Annotated in this window: 15 protein-coding genes; 5 read left to right on the top strand and 10 right to left on the bottom strand. The window is 69.8% G+C overall.

Going from position 1 to position 17,082, the window contains the following annotated elements:
* Positions 1-16: 16 nt before the first annotated feature.
* Both nrdR and ACZ6SF_RS00910 read right to left on the bottom strand, forming a co-directional pair.
* Entirely contained in the window at positions 17-484 is a 468-nt protein-coding gene (gene nrdR, locus ACZ6SF_RS00915) for a transcriptional regulator NrdR (RefSeq protein ID WP_466059517.1), read from the bottom strand.
* A gap of 200 nt (positions 485-684) precedes the next feature.
* On the bottom strand, positions 685-1,158 hold the full coding sequence (locus tag ACZ6SF_RS00910; RefSeq protein ID WP_466059515.1) for a hypothetical protein: 474 nt from the start codon (positions 1,156-1,158) through the stop codon (positions 685-687).
* Between the two features lie 326 nt (positions 1,159-1,484).
* Here ACZ6SF_RS00910 and lexA point away from each other — a divergent pair, with 326 nt between their 5' ends.
* The gene (lexA, locus tag ACZ6SF_RS00905) at positions 1,485-2,216 is read left to right on the top strand and encodes a transcriptional repressor LexA (RefSeq protein ID WP_466059513.1); all 732 of its coding nucleotides are present in this window, start codon (positions 1,485-1,487) and stop codon (positions 2,214-2,216) included.
* 47 nt (positions 2,217-2,263) lie between these two features.
* Entirely contained in the window at positions 2,264-3,001 is a 738-nt protein-coding gene (locus tag ACZ6SF_RS00900; protein ID WP_466059511.1) for a histone deacetylase, read from the top strand.
* Here ACZ6SF_RS00900 and ACZ6SF_RS00895 read toward each other — a convergent pair.
* Positions 2,917-3,876, bottom strand: a complete 960-nt coding sequence (locus tag ACZ6SF_RS00895) for a helix-turn-helix domain-containing protein (protein WP_466059509.1) — start codon at positions 3,874-3,876, stop codon at positions 2,917-2,919. The genes ACZ6SF_RS00900 and ACZ6SF_RS00895 overlap by 85 nt on opposite strands.
* 108 nt (positions 3,877-3,984) lie before the next feature.
* Here ACZ6SF_RS00895 and ACZ6SF_RS00890 point away from each other — a divergent pair, with 108 nt between their 5' ends.
* From ACZ6SF_RS00890 to ACZ6SF_RS00880, 3 genes are all read left to right on the top strand, one after another.
* Positions 3,985-4,776 carry an SDR family oxidoreductase gene (locus ACZ6SF_RS00890; protein ID WP_466059507.1) on the top strand — a complete coding sequence of 264 codons (792 nt, stop codon included), beginning with the start codon at positions 3,985-3,987 and terminating at the stop codon, positions 4,774-4,776.
* 10 nt (positions 4,777-4,786) lie between these two features.
* Positions 4,787-5,854: an NAD(P)H-dependent amine dehydrogenase family protein gene (locus ACZ6SF_RS00885; RefSeq protein WP_466059505.1), complete on the top strand. Its 1,068-nt coding sequence runs from the start codon at positions 4,787-4,789 to the stop codon at positions 5,852-5,854.
* Between the two features lie 236 nt (positions 5,855-6,090).
* Positions 6,091-7,458 carry an alanine/glycine:cation symporter family protein gene (locus ACZ6SF_RS00880; protein WP_466059503.1) on the top strand — a complete coding sequence of 456 codons (1,368 nt, stop codon included), beginning with the start codon at positions 6,091-6,093 and terminating at the stop codon, positions 7,456-7,458.
* A 130-nt stretch (positions 7,459-7,588) separates the two neighbouring features.
* Here ACZ6SF_RS00880 and ACZ6SF_RS00875 read toward each other — a convergent pair whose 3' ends face one another.
* The 7 genes from ACZ6SF_RS00875 to hflX form a co-directional block, all read right to left on the bottom strand.
* On the bottom strand, positions 7,589-8,410 hold the full coding sequence (locus tag ACZ6SF_RS00875; RefSeq protein ID WP_466059501.1) for an alpha/beta fold hydrolase: 822 nt from the start codon (positions 8,408-8,410) through the stop codon (positions 7,589-7,591).
* Positions 8,411-8,439: 29 nt separating this feature from the next.
* Entirely contained in the window at positions 8,440-9,270 is an 831-nt protein-coding gene (locus ACZ6SF_RS00870; RefSeq protein WP_466059499.1) for an alpha/beta hydrolase, read from the bottom strand.
* A gap of 33 nt (positions 9,271-9,303) precedes the next feature.
* Positions 9,304-10,131: an alpha/beta fold hydrolase gene (locus ACZ6SF_RS00865; protein WP_466059497.1), complete on the bottom strand. Its 828-nt coding sequence runs from the start codon at positions 10,129-10,131 to the stop codon at positions 9,304-9,306.
* An 80-nt stretch (positions 10,132-10,211) separates the two neighbouring features.
* Positions 10,212-12,989, bottom strand: a complete 2,778-nt coding sequence (locus ACZ6SF_RS00860; RefSeq protein ID WP_466059495.1) for a helix-turn-helix transcriptional regulator — start codon at positions 12,987-12,989, stop codon at positions 10,212-10,214.
* A gap of 159 nt (positions 12,990-13,148) precedes the next feature.
* Positions 13,149-14,294, bottom strand: coding sequence for an acyl-CoA dehydrogenase family protein (locus ACZ6SF_RS00855; RefSeq protein WP_466059493.1), 1,146 nt, complete (start codon positions 14,292-14,294; stop codon positions 13,149-13,151).
* A gap of 170 nt (positions 14,295-14,464) precedes the next feature.
* On the bottom strand, positions 14,465-15,367 hold the full coding sequence (locus ACZ6SF_RS00850; protein ID WP_466059491.1) for a lysophospholipid acyltransferase family protein: 903 nt from the start codon (positions 15,365-15,367) through the stop codon (positions 14,465-14,467).
* A 123-nt stretch (positions 15,368-15,490) separates the two neighbouring features.
* A complete protein-coding gene (gene hflX / locus ACZ6SF_RS00845) occupies positions 15,491-17,071 on the bottom strand; it encodes a GTPase HflX (protein WP_466059489.1) in 1,581 nt (526 codons plus the stop codon).
* Positions 17,072-17,082 lie beyond the last annotated feature (11 nt).

The following is a 17,082-nucleotide window of genomic DNA, read 5'->3' as shown; positions in this document are numbered from 1 at the left end:
GCGACCGGATCCGCGCTCAGTCGCCGGCGCCGACGGCGGCGCGGGCCTGCCGCATATCCTGGATCTCGCGTTCGAAATCCGCTGCCGAGGTGAACGATCGATACACCGACGCGAAACGCAGGTACGCCACCTCGTCCAGTTCGCGTAGCGGGCCGAGGATCGCCAGCCCGACCTCATGGCTGGGCACCTCGGGCGCCCCCTTCGCCCGGACCGCGTCCTCCACCTGCTGCGCGAGCAGGTTCAGCGCGTCGTCGTCGACCTCCCGGCCCTGACAGGCCCGGCGGACCCCACGGATGACCTTCTCCCGGCTGAACGGTTCGGTCACCCCGCTGCGTTTGACCACCGACAGAATGGCCGTCTCCACCGTGGTGAACCGCCGCCCGCATTCCGGGCAGGCGCGTCTGCGGCGAATGGCGGCGCCCTCGTCGGCCAGTCGCGAATCGACGACCCGCGAGTCGGGGTGTCGGCAGTACGGGCAGTGCATCCGGGGTCCTTCGTCGCTGCGAACGCTCGCGGCCGAACCTGCGCCGGTCGCGGGTCCGGCGAGCGCGGGTACCGGGTGGGCCGGTACCGGATGAACCGGCGGCGGGCACCGGCTCCTGTGCATAACACGTCGAGGATACCGGCACGGGGTGTGCGGTGGTTGCCCTCACCCCTGGTCCGGGCGCGGCGGCGGCCGCCACGTCATCGGCTCCCGGGTCCGCCGGCCGCTCCGGGCGGCACCTCGGCGGCCGGAATTCCGGGCGGGACCGGGACCGGAGCCGGCGGTTCGGGCGCTCGCAGGTGGGCCAGGGCGAGGAACAGCACGACCACCGCCGCGGTGAGGACCGCGGTGGACGCGACCGCCGCCCACCCGACCCGCGCCCGCTCGACCCATTCGTCGGGCGACGGACGGTACGAGTGCGGATCGACCGCCGGACCCCGGCGCGGCGCGATATCCCGGACCGGTACGGCCCGCCGGACGCCGCGCTCGGTGGCCCGCGACACCGTGGCGGTGCAGGGGCCGGGAGCGCGACGTCGCGGCGGGGCCGGCACCGGCAGCCCGCCGTCGCCCGGACATCCCGTTCCGGTCTCCCCCGGCGGGATCGGAACAGGTGTTGTCCGGGCGGCGGCGTCTTCCCACGCGCCGGTGCGGTTCGGGCTGATCGCAGTGTTCATCGGTGGGACCTCCGTGCTGGTCGGTCGCGGTAATGGACGGTCGCGGAAACCAAGGGCGGCTTCGATACCGGGGCGTTCGGCGTTCCGGTATTCGATCAAATGTTCGACGAACTGATGTTCGATTTCTACCACGCGAGAGGGATAATGTCAGTAGCAACGCCGGACATACCTCGAACAGATGTTTGATAGATCGGGAACGGCCGACTAGATTCACTGCACGACACGACGTTCGGGCAGGGCAGGTCAGGGCGCCTTCGGGCGAATGGACGGCACTGCCCGGATCGCCCGGGCGGCGTGGCCGGATACCGACGAGAAAGGCGGATGTGGTGAGCCGATCAGACGATACGGGTGACGGGGCCGGTCCCGGCACCGAATCGGTGGCAGGCGGTGCGGATCTCACCGTGCGCCAGCGCAAGGTGCTCGATGTCATCCGGTCGTCGGTGAGCCTGCGCGGCTACCCGCCGAGCATCCGTGAGATCGGCGACGCGGTGGGCCTGAACTCCACCTCGTCGGTGGCCCATCAATTGCGCACTCTCGAGCGCAAGGGGTATCTACGCCGTGACCCCAACCGGCCCCGCGCCGTGGATGTCCGGGGCATGGACGAGGCGGTGCGCTCGGTCACCACCCTGGCCCCCGCCGACGGTGCCGACGCCGGTGACGCCACCCCCGAGACCGATCAGCCCGTACCCACCTATGTGCCGGTGCTGGGACGGATCGCGGCCGGTGGGCCGATCCTGGCCGAGCAGGCCGTCGAGGATGTGTTCCCGCTCCCCCGTGAACTCGTCGGCGACGGATCACTGTTCCTGTTGAAGGTCGTCGGCGAGTCGATGGTCGACGCGGCGATCTGCGACGGCGACTGGGTGGTCGTACGCCAGCAGAATGTGGCGGACAACGGCGATATCGTGGCGGCCATGCTGGACGGCGAGGCGACCGTGAAAACGTTCAAGCGCAGCGGCGGCGATGTCTGGCTGATGCCGCACAATCCGCTCTTCGAACCGATCCCCGGTAACGACGCGCGCATTCTCGGCAAGGTCGTCACGGTGATCCGCAAGATCTGAGCGGTGCCCGCGGGCACGGCCGGATTCCGGTTCGGGACGGGGAAACCATGGTCGCCTACGACGAGCGGAGATCCTCGCGGCGCACGTCCACGACCGCCGCGGGCCCGGAGCTGGTGTGGTACGCGGCGTACGGCTCCAACGCGAACCCCGAACGCCTGCGTTGTTACGTCGACGGCACCGTCCCCGCGACGGCCGCGGGAACCCACCCGGCCCCGCCACCACACGCCGCCCGGCCCGGACCGGGCGGCGGGGCTGCCGCGAGCGGATTCCGGGACCGGACCCCGCCCGCCCGGTCGGTCGCGCTCACTGTGCCGGGGCTGCTCTATTTCGCCACGGAATCCGCGATCTGGACCGGCGGCCGCGCGTTCTACGATCCCGGCGTTCCCGCCCGCACCCCGGTGCGCGGGTACCTGCTCACCCGTGCCCAGTTCGGCGATCTCCTCGCGCAGGAGATGTATCGCGCCCCGGGAGCGGATCCGGATCTCACCGAGGCCGTGCGCACCGGCCGCAGCCGGCTGGGGCCCGGCCGTTACGAAACCCTGATCTGCCCGGGAGTCTTCGAGGACATTCCCATCCTGACCTTCACCGCGCCCTGGGGGTGGCGCGATCTGCGCGGGAATCCGCCCGCCCCCGCCTATCTCCGCCAGATCGCGACAGGTTTGCGCGGGGCCCACGGCTTTTCGCTGCGGGAGGTCGCGGGCTACCTCGCCAGTCGTCCGGGTGCGTCCGGGTACTGGACACCCGATTCGCTGGCCGCCGAACTCCGCGCACCCGGATCGGAATGACGGGTCCTCACCCCCGACTGCAGGGCGGCCGAGATCGCCTGCGCACCGGTGCGGACGATCTCGATATAGCGCGCCCGGTCCGCGGGCCCGACCTCCGCGCGTAGCGGCCCGAGCTGTAATTCATAGGGTGCGTCGGGCCCGTCGAACACGGGCGCGGACACATAACTGACCGGCAGCGGATACGGTGCCTCGATCTCGGCCGCGGTGTACGCGCGCGAGGTGAGCCGTCCCAGCTGACGCAGCACCTTGGCGCGCAACGCGGGTTGCAGTAGTTCGGCGCCCAGTGCGCCCAGCAATTCGGTGAGCACATCGACCAGGCCGGCATCGTCGTCCCCGGGCCGGAACATGGCGAAACCGCGCGTGGCGACGAAATCGAGTAGCTCCTCCGCACCGGCACCCCGGTCGTCCGATCCCAGCCAGCGTGCGCGCTCGGCGGGTTCGCGGAACGCCATGACCGCGGCCCCGGCGGGATAGGACAGCGGGATCGATTGGCCGACCGGGAGTCCGGGGATGATCCGTTCTTTCGCGTAGTGCTTCGCGACGACCGTGAGTCTGCCGTCGGCCACCCTGCTCAGCGTCGCGCCGCAGCCCGCGGCCTCGCCCAGTGCGGACAGTTCGGCGCCCGCCGCCGGCACGGCCCCGAACGCGGCGATATCGGCGAGCCGGTTCAGCGCCGGCCCGCGTCCGTAGCCGAGCCCGGCGTCGCGGACCAGCCATTCCGTCGCGCACAGTTCGTGGAGTACCGCGGTTACCGTCGCCCGGGCCAGCGACAGCCGGTCCGCGATCTCCGACACGGTCAGCGGCCGGTCGGATCCCGCGATCAGTTCGACCACCGAGACGACCCGGCGGGTCGGCGGGGATCCCGATTTCGTCATCTTCGGCACCTCCCTTGTCGGCCGCGCCACCGGCACCTACACTGCATCGACTATTCGTTGAAATCTCGTCGAATAGTCGACACGAGCATAGACGACGTCAGGAGAACCATGATTCTGGACCGGTTCCGCCTCGATGACCGGGTCGCCGTGGTCACGGGCGCCGGACGCGGCCTCGGCGCCGCGATCGCCGTCGGATTCGCGGAGGCGGGTGCGGATGTCCTCATCGCGGCCCGCACCGAATCCGACCTCGAGAAGGTCGCCCAGCAGATCCGGGACCTGGGCCGGCGCGCCCATATCGTGGTCGCCGATCTCGCCGACGCCGAGGCCTGTGCCGCGCTGGCGGCGACCGCGGTCGCGGAACTGGGCCGCCTCGACATCGTGGTGAACAATGTGGGCGGCGCCATGCCCACCCCGCTGCTGGACGCCTCACCCCGCCGCCTGACCGACGCGTTCGGCTTCAACGTCGCCAACGCGCACGCGCTGATCCGCGCCGCGGTGCCGTTGATGCTGGAGACCGCCGGCGGCGGTTCGATCATCAACATCACCTCGGCCGTGGGCCGGATGCCGGGCCGCGGGTTCGCCGCCTACGGCACCGCCAAGGCGGCACTGGCGCACTACACCCGGCTGGCGGCCATGGATCTCTCGCCCCGGATCCGGGTGAACGCCATCGCGCCGGGCTCGATCGCGACCTCCGCGCTCGAGATCGTCGCCGGCGACGAGGCCATGCGCACCGCTGTGGAACAGGCGACTCCGCTGCGCCGGCTCGGGGACCCGGCCGAGATCGCGGCCGCCGCGCTGTTCCTCGCCTCCCCCGCCGGGGGCTACCTCACCGGCAAGGTGATCGAGGTCGACGGCGGCCTCATCGCTCCGAATCTCGATATCCCGATCCCGGATCTGTGAGGAGACAACCATGACCTACCGTGTCGTGCACTGGGGCACCGGCAATGTCGGCGTCCATGCCCTGGCCGGGATCATCGGCGATCCCCGGCTGGAACTCGTCGGCGTGAAGGTGTCCAACCCGGACAAAGAAGGCCGCGACGCGGGCGAACTCGCCGGACTCGATACCCGGACCGGTATCGCCGCCACCACCGACAGCGCCGCACTGCTCGCGCTGCGACCGGACTGTGTGGTGTACACCGCGATGGCCGACAACCGGCTCATGGAGGCCCTCGCCGATCTGCGCGAGATCCTGGGCGCCGGGGTGAACGTGGCGGCCAGCGCGCCGGTGTTCCTGCAGTATCCCTGGCAGGTGCTGCCGGCCGATCTCCTCGACCCGATCGAGGAGGCCGCGGAGGCGGGCGGCGCGTCGATTTTCGTCAACGGCATCGATCCCGGATTCGCCAACGATCTGCTTCCGCTCGCGCTGGCGGGCACCTGCGCGCGGGTCGACGAGATCCGCTGTATGGAAATCCTCGACTACGCGACCTACGACAACGCGGCCGTCATGTTCGACATCATGGGCTTCGGCAAACCGCTGGACGAGACGCCGATGCTGCTACAGCCCGGGGTGCTCTCGCTCGCGTGGGGCAGTGTGGTGCGCCAGCTGGCGGCCGGGCTCGGTATCGAGCTCGACGCGGTGACCGAGACCCACGAACGGATCCCGGCACCGGAGGATTTCGAGATCGCGGCGGGCCCGATCGCGGCCGGGACCACCGCCGGGGTGCGGTTCGAGGTGCGCGGGATGGTCGGCGACCGGGTGGTCACCGTCCTCGAGCACATCACCCGGCTGCGCGCCGATATGGCGCCGCACTGGCCGCAACCGGCCCAGGAGGGCGGGTCCTACCGGGTGAAGATCACCGGGGAACCGAACTACGCCCTGGATCTGTGTCTTTCCAGCGATAACGGGGATCACAATCACGCGGGACTGGTAGCCACGGCGATGCGGGTGGTCAACGCGGTACCCGCGGTCATCGCGGCGAAGCCGGGTATCCGGACCACCCTCGACCTGCCGCTCGTCACCGGTCCCGGCACGGTGTGACCGGCGCGGGCGTCCGGCCGCCGGACGCCCGCCGACGGTTTGCCCGGTCTCACCACACCACGGGGTGTGCCGGAGGGTCTGACATATCCGTCAGAATCTACGGAGGTGGCTCATCGCACATGTTCCCGGCGGTGGTGGTTGAATGCCAACCGGAATGTCACCGGCACCCCCGCCGGTGACCCGGAGACCGCGGGGCCGCGCCGGCTGCGGTCCGTACCTGAGGCGGTTTTTTCCCTATGGACGAGTTCCTCGGCAGCGCCAGTGATTTCATCTGGGGCCCCTGGTTGCTTATCCCGTTGCTCCTGCTGACCGGTCTGTATCTGACCGCGTTACTGCGCGGTATACAGTTCCGCAGATTCGCGCTGGCATTCCGGCTCGGCTTCCTCGATCGCAGTGATGCCGACGCCGAAGGCGATATCTCCCACTACCAGGCGCTGTCCACCGCGCTGGCCGCCACCGTGGGTGTCGGCAATATCGCCGGTGTCGCCACCGCGATCTCACTCGGTGGACCCGGCGCGGTGTTCTGGATGTGGGTGACCGGCCTGGTCGGTATGGCCACCAAGTACAGCGAGGCCTTCCTCGGTGTGCGCTTCCGCAAGACCGACGCCGACGGTAAGCAGGCCGGCGGTCCCATGCACTATCTGCGGCAGGGCATCAAGGGCCCGGTCGGAATCTTCCTGGGTGGTTTCTTCGCCGTCGCCGGTGTGATCGCGTCGTTCGGTATCGGCAATATGACGCAGGCCAACACCGTGGCGATGAATGTCGAATCCGAATGGGGTCTGCAGACCTGGATCACCGGACTCATCATCACCGTACTGGCCGCGGCGGTCATCCTCGGTGGGATCAAGGGCATCGGCCGGGTCGCCAGTATCTTCGTCCCGGTCATGATCGTGCTCTACATCCTGGGCGCGCTCGCGGTGCTGATCTTCCGGATCGATGATCTACCCGCCGCGATCGGCGAGATCGTGGGCGACGCGTTCACCGGCACCGCCGCAACCGGCGGTTTCGTCGGCGCGGGCGTGGCCGCGGCGATTCAGTACGGTGTGGCCCGCGGGATCTTCTCCAACGAGTCGGGCCTGGGCACCGGTGGTATCGCCGCCGCGGCCGCGTCCACCAGCCATCCGGTGCGGCAGGCGCTGGTGTCCATGACCCAGACCTTCATCGACACACTGGTGGTGGTGTCGTTCACAGGCCTGGTCATCGTGACCACCGGTGTGTGGAAAACCGACGCGTCTCCGGCCACCTACACCGCGAACGCCTTCGCCGAGGCGCTCCCCGGCACCTGGGGCAGCGTCATCGTCACGATCAGCGTCATCTTCTTCGCGTTCTCGACGGTGCTGGGGTGGTCCTACTACGGCGACCGCTGTATCGAGTTCCTGTTCGGCACCGCCCTGGTGCTGCCGTACCGGATCGTGTTCATCGCCGTCGTCTACCTGGGCGCCACCACCGAACTCGACACCGTCTGGACCTTCTCCGATGTCGCCAACGGGCTCATGGCATTGCCGAACCTCATCGGCCTGCTGATCCTTTCTCCGCTGGTGTACCGCGAAACGCGCGCGTATTTCGATCGCAAGCAGACCGAGGATTTCCGGGTCAACGCCTGATCCGGCGCGCACCGCGCCACCTCGGGACAGGGGCACGTTCCACCGGGAACGTGCCCCTGTCCGTGTCTCCGGGTCACGGACGGCCGGTAGCGCGACCCGGTTGCCGGGCGCCGCGCGCTGTTCGGCGGGTTCAGTCGACCGCGGACACCGCTGCCACGATGGTGTCGGCTACCGGATCGGGCTGCGATACCGGCGAGGCGTGCGAGGCCGGGATCTCCCGGGTGGTCCCCGCCGCGGCCCGCGCCGCCATGAACCGCTGGGCGGCGGCCGGAATGACATTGTCCTGACCGGAGACCAGGTACCAGCTCGGTCGCCGCGCCCAGGACGGCGGGCCCGACGGTTCCAGATTGGCGACCAGCGCCGCCGACCGCTGGTGCCGGAACATCTGCGCCGCTGTCGCCGGGTCGACATCCTGAGCGAAGATATCGCGGAAATAGGGTTCGGCGATGTAGCCGTCCACATTCCGCCCGGCCGGTCCGGCCGGTTCGTCGACCACCCGCAGTTGCAGTGCCGGCGGCAGCAGCCGGCTTCCGGGGAACTGCAGCGGATTCAGCAGCCCCTGGACGAACTCGCCCTCATCGGGCGCGAAGGCGGCGATGTAGACGTTGGCCCGAACCTTCTCATCGTGGACGTTGGTGATCACCACACCGCCGTAACTGTGCCCGACCAGCACCACGGGCCCGTCGATTCCGCCCAGCGCGCTGCTCACGGCGGCAGCGTCGTGGCGTGGACCGCGCAGCGGGTTGTCCACCGCCACCACCGGGTAACCGCGTGAGCGCAGCTCCGCGGCGACCGCGTCCCAGCTGGTGGCATCGGCGAACGCGCCGTGCACCAGCACGATCGTGGGCGAAGACGGATCCGCGGCGGCCACGGCCGGGACGAGCATCCCGCAAGCGAGGGCCGCGCTCACCAGAGCGCGATTCAGCCGGGAGCGTGGCTGGTTCTTCGACATCGGAGGTCTCCTGTTGTGATGGTCGGTGGTCAATCGACGGGGGTGGAACTCGTGGCCGCGGCCCGCAGCGCCCACTCCAGGGCGTAGTCGGCGACGGCTTCCCAGCCCGGTTCGGCGCAGGTCCAGTGCGAACGTCCGGGAAACTCGTGAAAATCCGTGCGGGCCGGAGATTTCCGGTACTTCTTGGCGTTGGCCCGGTTGACCGAGGGCGGCATGATGTGGTCCGCACCGCCGGCCACGAACAGCAGCGGCGCGCGGTCGGCCGAATAGTCGACCCAGGTCTCTTGATGTCCCGGAGTGAAATTGGCGAAGACGCCGTAGGACCAGACCCAGTTACCGGGCGCGGGAATGTGATAGCGGTCGTGGATCCGGTCGGATTCGGCGCGGTCGAGGGTGTTGGTGAACGAGTAGTGCCATTCCTCCGGTGTGAACCCGGCCGCACGGTGCCGGTTCGACCAGTGTTTGAGAATGGGGAACAGCGATTTCAGCTGCGACGGCGGATTGACCAGCACGCCCTCGGTGGGCGCGGAATCGACCACGACTCCGGCCGCGCCGAGGCCGCGGGCCAGCAGCAACTGGGTCAGCGTGCCGCCGAAGGAATGTCCCATGATGATCGGCGGCCGCGGCAGCGCCTCGATCACCGCCGCCAGGTGGTCGACGGTCTGCGGGACGGTGAGATTCGCGATGATCTCCGGCCGCGCGCGCAGTTCCTCGACCTCGATCTCGAAACCCGGATATCCCGGGGCGAGCACGGTGAAGCCCTTCTCGGTGTAGTAACGCACCCAGTTCTCCCAGCTGCGTGGAGTGACCCACAGGCCGTGGACCAGAACGATGGTGTCGGGGGCGGAAGTCCGGTTCATGGTGTTGTCCTCGTTGTCGGGTCCGGCGGGCGGTCAGGAGTCGATGAAGGCGAACAGGTCGGCGTGCAGGCGCCGGCGTTCGGTATCGGGCAGGCCGTGGGCTCCGCCCTCGTAGCGGATGAGCGCCGCGCCCGGAACCAGGGCGGCGGTGCGCTGCCCGCCGACGGCGAAGGGCACGATCTGGTCGTCGTCGCCGTGGATCACCAGGGTCGGCACGTCGATCGCGGCGAGGTCGGCGTGGAAATCGGTGGCGGAGAACGCGGCGATACATTCGAACGCGGCGTGATGCCCGCAGGCCATTCCCTGCTGCCAGAACGCGTCCCGCACGCCCTGCGAGATATCGCCGCGCCGGTTGTGTCCGAAGAAGGGGCCGTCGGCCAGATCCCGGTACAGCTGGGCCCGGTCGGCCGCTTCGCCGGCCCGCAATTCGTCGAAGACCGCCGCCGGCAGACCGCCGGGATTGTCGGCGGTGCGAAGCATGAACGGTGGCACCGCGGACACCAGCACCAGCGCCGCCACCCGCTCCCCGCCGTGCCGTGACAGATAGCGCACGATCTCGCCGCCACCGGTGGAGTGCCCGACCAGGGTGACGCCGGTCAGGTCCAGGGCTTCGATCAGGGTGGCGAGGTCGTCGGCGTAGGTGTCCATCTCGTTGCCGTGCCAGGGTTGCGACGATCGCCCGTGCCCGCGGCGGTCGTGGGCGACCACGCGGTGGTCACGGGCGGCCAGCGCGCGAGCGGTCGCGTCCCAGGCGTCGGCGTTGAGCGGCCAGCCGTGGCTGAGCAGCACTGGCGCACCGCCGACCGGACCCCAGTCCTTGTAGTGGATCCGGGTGCCGTCCTCGGTGGTCACATAGGGCACCGTGGTCTCCTCTCGCCGGGCTCGCACCCTCTACGGTGCGCGATCCCGGCCCGCGGCGGACCACGTGCGGCACGTAGTCCCTACCGCCGGACCTCTCGGCCACCGGCGGAATCTCCCGGGCCGCCTCCGGCGGGGCCGTCCCGCAGCTGCCGCCGCGAGGTGATCCCCAGCTTCCGGAAGACCTTGCGCAGGTGGTAATCCACGGTGTTGGGGCTGATGAACAGCGCCGCGCCGATCTCGGCGTTGGTGCGCCCCGCCGCCGCCAGCGCGGCCACCTCGGCTTCCTGCGGCGTCAGCGATACTCCGGCGGCCACGGGTTCCACGGGTGTCTCACCGAGCGCCGCCAGCTCGCGCCGGGCGCGTTCGGCGAAGGCGAGGGCGCCGGTGCGGACGAAACCCTGATGCGCGGTATGCAACTGTTCGCGGGCGTCACGCCGCCTGCGGCGCCGGCGGAGCCATTCGCCGTACAGGAGATGGGCACGGTAGAGGTCGATCGGCGATTCGGCGCCGGCGAGCGTCTGTACGGCCGCGGTGTAGTGGGATTCGGCGGCGGAATCGGGTGCGAGCAGCGCCCGGCAGCGAGCCGTCACCCCCACCGCCCAGCCGGTGCCGCCCGCCGCGGCGATCACGCCCAGCCGCGCGGTGGCGCGTTCGGCATCGGCCATCCGGTCGCTGCGCACCGCCGCCTCGACGAAATCGGGGAGCTGATGCGGACCGACCTGCAGCCAGCCGTCGGCCTCGAACGGAACGAGCCGCGCGAACGCCGCGTCGTAGCGCCCCTCGGCGTTGTCCCGGCTCGCCAATGCGGTGATCGTGGAAGTGTGCACTCCCGCGAACCCGGCCGCCCAGCCGGCCTCGGCGACGAATTCGACGGTATCGACCGCTGCCCCGGTCCAGGCCAGATAGGCCCCGTTGACCACATGCTCGGCCGGGTAGCCGAGGGCCTGCCGGGATTCGCGGACCCACTCGATCATCCGGCCGGCCGCGGTCACATCACCACCGTCGAGCTCGGTCAGCGAGCGCACCCACAGGACGCTGTCCAGTGTCCGGAGCGCCCCGAGCCGCACGGCCACGCGCGCGCAGCGCTCGAGCCAGCGGTTGCGGGCCCGGTCGTCCCAGAGCGCGGTCGCGAGGATCACACCGGATGTCCCGAACCGTGGCACCTGAGCGTCGTCGAGGGCGCCGAGGGCCTCGACGGCCGCGCGCATCGGCGCCACCGCATCCGGATAGGGATCGAGTACGAGCGCCGCCATGGCGGCGAGAACGCGATCGGCGATCTCGTCTCCCGGCCCCACCGCCAGCCGCGCGCGCCGGCCGAGTTCGGGCACGGTGATCCCGCGGATGAGCCGCTCGGTGCTCTGCATCACGTCGAGAGCCCGCACCAGCGCCAGTTTTTCGCGGACCGGGTCGCGCCCACGGAACAGATCCGCCGCGGCGGCCAGTTGCGCGGGCGCCAGCGGTATGCCTTCGGCATCGGCGAGGAACTCGGCCAGCGAGGCCCGCAACGCCAGCGCCCGGCCGGCCGGTACGGGATCGAGCCGATCGGGTTCGGAGATCCGGCCGAGCAGATCCAGCGCGAACCGGCCGGCCCCGGCTTCGGCGGCGTCCTCGGCCGCGTCCAGCAGCCGGCTGTCGCGCACCGCGGGCTCCTCGGTGAGTGTCGCCGATTGCGACAGCAGGCCCGCCCGCGACAGCAGTCCGCCGCGCAGGCCGGCCCGGGTCGCCGCGTCGTAGAGGCGTTGTGCCACCGCCGAATCCGGACGGGTGATGGCCTGCGCCGCGTGCAGCGCTTCGAGGTCGGGCAGGGCCAGCGCATCGGCGGCCCGGGCCAGCGCCGCGTGCACCCGCCGCCGGGCCGCCGGTGGCGCGGCCCCGTAGACCGCGGCCCGTACCAGCGGATGCCGGAACGAGACACCGCCCTCGACCACCACCAGTCCCGCCAGATCCGCCGCCTCACCGGCCCGGGCCTCCACGTCGAGAACAGCCGCGGCGCGATCGACCAGGGTGAGGTCACCGGTGGACTCCGCGGCCGCGATCAACAGCCACTGCCGGGCGTCGTCGGGTAACGCGTCCACCCGGCGCCGGTACAGTCGCTCCAGATGCCGGCCGGCGGGCAGGCGGGTGGCGATCATCGACGAATCGGTGAGCTTGCGGGCGCCCAGTTCGTGCGCGAGATCCGCGAGAGCCAGCGGGTTTCCGCCGATCATATCCACGACCTGGGCCGCCGTGCGCGGATCCAGCGGCGCGTCGAGCCGGGTGGTGAGCAGTTCGATGGCGGCCGGACGCTCGAGTTCCTCGACCCGGGTCACCGGTATTCCGGCGAGGTGCACATCGACCTCGTCGTCGTCGCGGGCCGCGAACACCATGAGAACCGCCTCGGCGTGCAACCTGCGCGCCACGAATCCCAGCACGGTCAGCGTCTCCCGGTCCATCCACTGCGCGTCGTCGACCGCGCACAGCACCGGCTGCTCCGCGCTCACCGCCGCCAGGAGCCCGAGGACCGCGAGCCCGACCAGGAACAGATCCGGCGGTGCCCCCGCCTGTGCTCCGACGGCGACCCGCAACGCCTCCTGCTGCGGCTCCGGCAGTTGCTTCGACTCGGCCTCGCAATGGCGCAGCAGCCGGTGCAGACCCGCGTACGGCAGTGACCGCTCCGCCTCGAAACCGGGCGACCGCAGCACGCGGAAATCGTGCGCCGCCCCGGCGGTGGCCTGAACGAGGACTGTTTTCCCGATACCCGGATCGCCCTGCAGCAGCATCGCCTTGCCCAGCCCGTTGCGGACCCCCGCGACCAGCCCGCGCAACCGGTTCAGCTCATCCGATCGACCGACGATCCACCGGTCGGGTCCCCTTGCCATAGCGCAGACAGTAGCGCTGCCCGGGCCGCCGCGGCGGTCGAAAGAAACACTACTCGGTCACATCCGGCCGCACCCGGACACTGCGGCTCCCCCGCGGACACCACGGGCGGGACATCCGCTCGGGATGCCCCGCCCGTGGCGAGATCTCGGAATGCTCGATCAGGACAGCTTCAGGCTGCGCCCGATGATCTCCTTCATGATCTCGGTGGTACCGCCGTAGATGGTCTGCACCCGCGCGTCGAGATAGGCCTGCGCGATCGGGTATTCACGCATGTAGCCGTAGCCGCCGTGCAGCTGCAGGCAGCGGTCGATCAGGTCGACCTGTTCCTCGGTGCTCCACCATTTGGCCATGGCCGCGTCCTCGGCGGTCAGGGTGCCGGCGTTGAGCTCGGAGATGCAGCGGTCGACCAGCACCCGCACGGCGGTGGTCTTGGTGGCCAGTTCGGCCAGCACGAAACGCGTGTTCTGCAGAGCGCCGATCGGTTTGCCGAAAGCCTTGCGGTCGCGCACGTACTGACAGGTGGTGTCCAGGCAGGACTCCATCGCGGCGGCGGCCATCACGGCGATGGACAGCCGCTCCTGCGGCAGGTTCTGCATCAGGTGGATGAAGCCCTTGCCCTCCTCGCCGAGCAGGTTGGCGGCGGGCACCCGGACATCGGTGAAGCTGAGTTCGGCGGTGTCCTGCGCCTTCAGGCCCAGCTTGTCGAGGTTGCGGCCGCGTTCGAACCCGGGCATTCCCCGCTCGACGACCAGCAGGCTGAAACCCAGTGCGCCGGCATCGGGGTCGGTCTGGGCGACCACGATCACGATATCGGAGTTGATGCCGTTGGTGATGAAGGTCTTGGCGCCGTTGAGGACCCAGTCGTCGCCGTCGCGCACCGCGCGGGTCTTGATGCCCTGCAGATCCGAACCGGTCCCCGGTTCGGTCATCGCGATGGCGGTGATGAGCTCACCGGAACAGAACTTCGGGAGCCAGCGCTGCTTCTGCTCGTCGTTGGCCAGTTCCAGCAGGTACGGCGCGATGACATCGTTGTGCAGGCTGAAACCCAGACCCGAGTACTGACCGCGCACGGCCTCCTCGTTGATGATGGCGTTGTAGCGGAAATCCCGCACCCCGCCGCCGCCGTACTCCTCCGGCATCTGCATACCGAGGAAGCCCTGTTTACCGGCCTCGGTCCAGACGGCACGGTCGACGACGCCCTGCTCCGCCCACTGGTCGTGGAACGGCGCCACGTTCGTCGCGAGAAACTTGCGGTACGACTCCCGGAACAGCTCGTGCTCGGGTTCGAACAGTGTGCGCTCCACACCAACCTCCTAGTGAACACTTCGGACGGGGCCGCGCCGGCCCGCCGCTGTGACCCACCGTACCCGGCGTGCGAATCCTTGTTCACTTCACACCGGGAATTGGCTGGTGTTCCTATTCTGGACGACGCATCGACACTGCCTGGCCATTCACCGTCGCCGTGGTGGCCCGCTCAGACCGGGAGCAGTTCGCGCAGCCGGCCCGAGAGCGTGCGGCCGCGGTCGCGGTCCCGTTCGGCGAAGAGATAGGTCAGTTCCTCGCGCAGCGCCTTCTCCACCACCTGCGCGAACTGGCCCGAGGCCTCGTCGATATCGGTGGTATCGCGCCACGGCTCCGGGTCGATCGGGGCTCCGGCCGAGAAATAGAACCGTTCGGGTCGCGGGATCGGCGTGAGACCCACGCCGCGCACCAGCGGCGGTGTGAGTTCGGTGTGGATCCCCAGCGCCTCGACCAGCGCGCGCAGCGGGCGCAGCAGCACATCGTCCTTATCCGCGACGATGTCGTAGGCGTCGTCGATGCCGATCATGGCCACCGGTACGACGGGGGCACCGCATTCGATCGCCATCCTGGCGAAACCCGTGCGACCCTCCCAGCGCAGCGCGTACTTCTCGCCCTTACGGCGGATCGCCTCGCGGCCGCCGCCGGGGAACACCAGCACCACCTCACCCCGCTCGAGCAGGGTCCGGCAGTTCTCGCGCGTGCCGCGCACCGAACCGTAGTAGTGCAGGAAATGCCGCACCCCGGGAACCCGGATGAGCAGGTTCTCGGCCAGCCCGCGGATCAGCCGCCCGCGGCTGCGCAGGACCTCCGGCAACAACAGGGGCGCGTCGATCAGGCCGAGCAGATTGTGGTTCGCGACCAGGAGCACGGGGCCGGAGTCCGGAATATTGTCCAGACCGAAGAACCGGGGGTCGCTCCAGGTGCGGAGCGGGGCCAACGCCGCTTCGAGGACCCGTAGATCGACCGGGCCGAGCCGCACCTCCAGGGGTGCGCCGTCGCTCAGCTCGATCCGATCCGGCAGATCCCTGCGCTGCCGATCGGGATCGACGGTGGGGCGGTCGCCCGAATGTGACATAAAACCCTCCTGTAGTCGATTCATTCCAATTGTGAATCGAACCGAAGGAATGCAACACCGGGTTATGCGAAGTCCCACACTTTTGCGACCAGTGTTAGCCCCGCCGAATTGTGCCGGTAACCGCTACGCCTCGACCGCTCCCGCGTGGGCGTATGCGGCCAGCGCCGCCGCCAGCGACCGGGGCACCCGCGCGTGAACCCGGGTTCCGCTCTCGGTGTGCTCGGATTGCGAGATCCGGCCGTCGGCGTGGATACGGGCGAGCAGATCGCCACGGGTGTACGGCAGCAGCACGCTCACCTCGACGTCCAGGCCGCCGAGCACCTCGTCGAGCCGCGTGCGCAACCGATCGATCCCGAGATCCTTGTGGGCGGAGACGAATTCCGCGTCCGGCAGCAGCGCGCGCAACCGGGTCAGCTCCACCGGATCGATCTCGTCGATCTTGTTGACGACCAGGAGTTCGGGCGGCGCCGGGGCTCCGGATTCACGCACCACATCGGTGATCACCTCGCGCACCGCCTTGATCTGCTCGGCGGGCAGGGCATCGGTGCCGTCCACCACGTGCAGCAGCAGATCGGCTCCGGTGACCTCCTCCAGGGTGGAGCGGAACGCCTCGACCAGCTGCGTCGGCAGATGCCGGACGAACCCGACGGTATCGGTGAACACCACTTCCCGGCCGTCCTCGAGTTCGGCCCGGCGGGTGGTGGGGTCCAGGGTGGCGAACAGGGCGTCCTGCACCAGCACCCCGGAGCCGGTGAGCGCGTTCATCAGGCTCGATTTACCGGCGTTGGTGTACCCGACGATCGCGACCGCCGGCACTCCGCTGGAGGTGCGGCGCGCGCGTTTGGTGTCGCGGGCGGTTTTCATCTCGCGGATCTCACGCCGCAGTTTGGCCATCCGCTCGCGGATCCGGCGACGGTCGGTCTCGATCTTGGTCTCACCCGGTCCGCGCAGACCCACACCGCCGTTGCTGCCCGCCCGGCCACCGGCCTGCCGCGACATCGACTCACCCCAGCCGCGCAGCCGCGGCAGCATGTACTCCATCTGCGCCAGCGCGACCTGCGCCTTGCCCTCACGGGAGGTGGCGTGCTGGGCGAAGATATCGAGGATGAGCGCGGTCCGGTCGACCACCTTGACCTTGACGACCTTCTCCAGCGCGGTCAGCTGCGCGGGTGTGAGCTCACCGTCGCAGATGACGGTATCCGCACCGGTGGACAGCACCACCGCACGCAACTCCTCGGCCTTGCCGGACCCGATATAGGTCGCCGGGTCGGGGCGGTCGCGGCGCTGGATGAGCGCCTCGAGCACCTCCGAACCCGCGGTCTCGGCGAGCCGGGCCAATTCGGCCATACTCGCCTCGGCGCGCGCCACGCTGCCCTCGGTCCAGACGCCCACGAGTACCACCCGCTCCAGGCGCAGCTGCCGGTACTCGACCTCGGTGATATCGGTGAGCTCGGTGGACAGACCGGCGATACGGCGCAGTGCGCTGCGGTCGTCGAGCTGGAGTTCACCGGTGGTGGGATCGGAGGACCAGCCGCCGCGGCGCACGAGGGGGCCGGTTCCGTTCGCGGCGCGCCTCCCGGTGGCCGCGAAGGTATCGTCGGCGCCGTCGAAGGAATCGGTATCGGACGATTCCGTATCGAACGATTCGGCGTCGAACGATTCGGGGGACCGTTCGCCGGTCCCGGAAATGTCAGTTTTTCTCATACACCATCCAT

This window comes from Nocardia sp. NPDC049935 (assembly GCF_055586645.1).
This window is presented reverse-complemented; position numbering and strand designations above follow the sequence as displayed.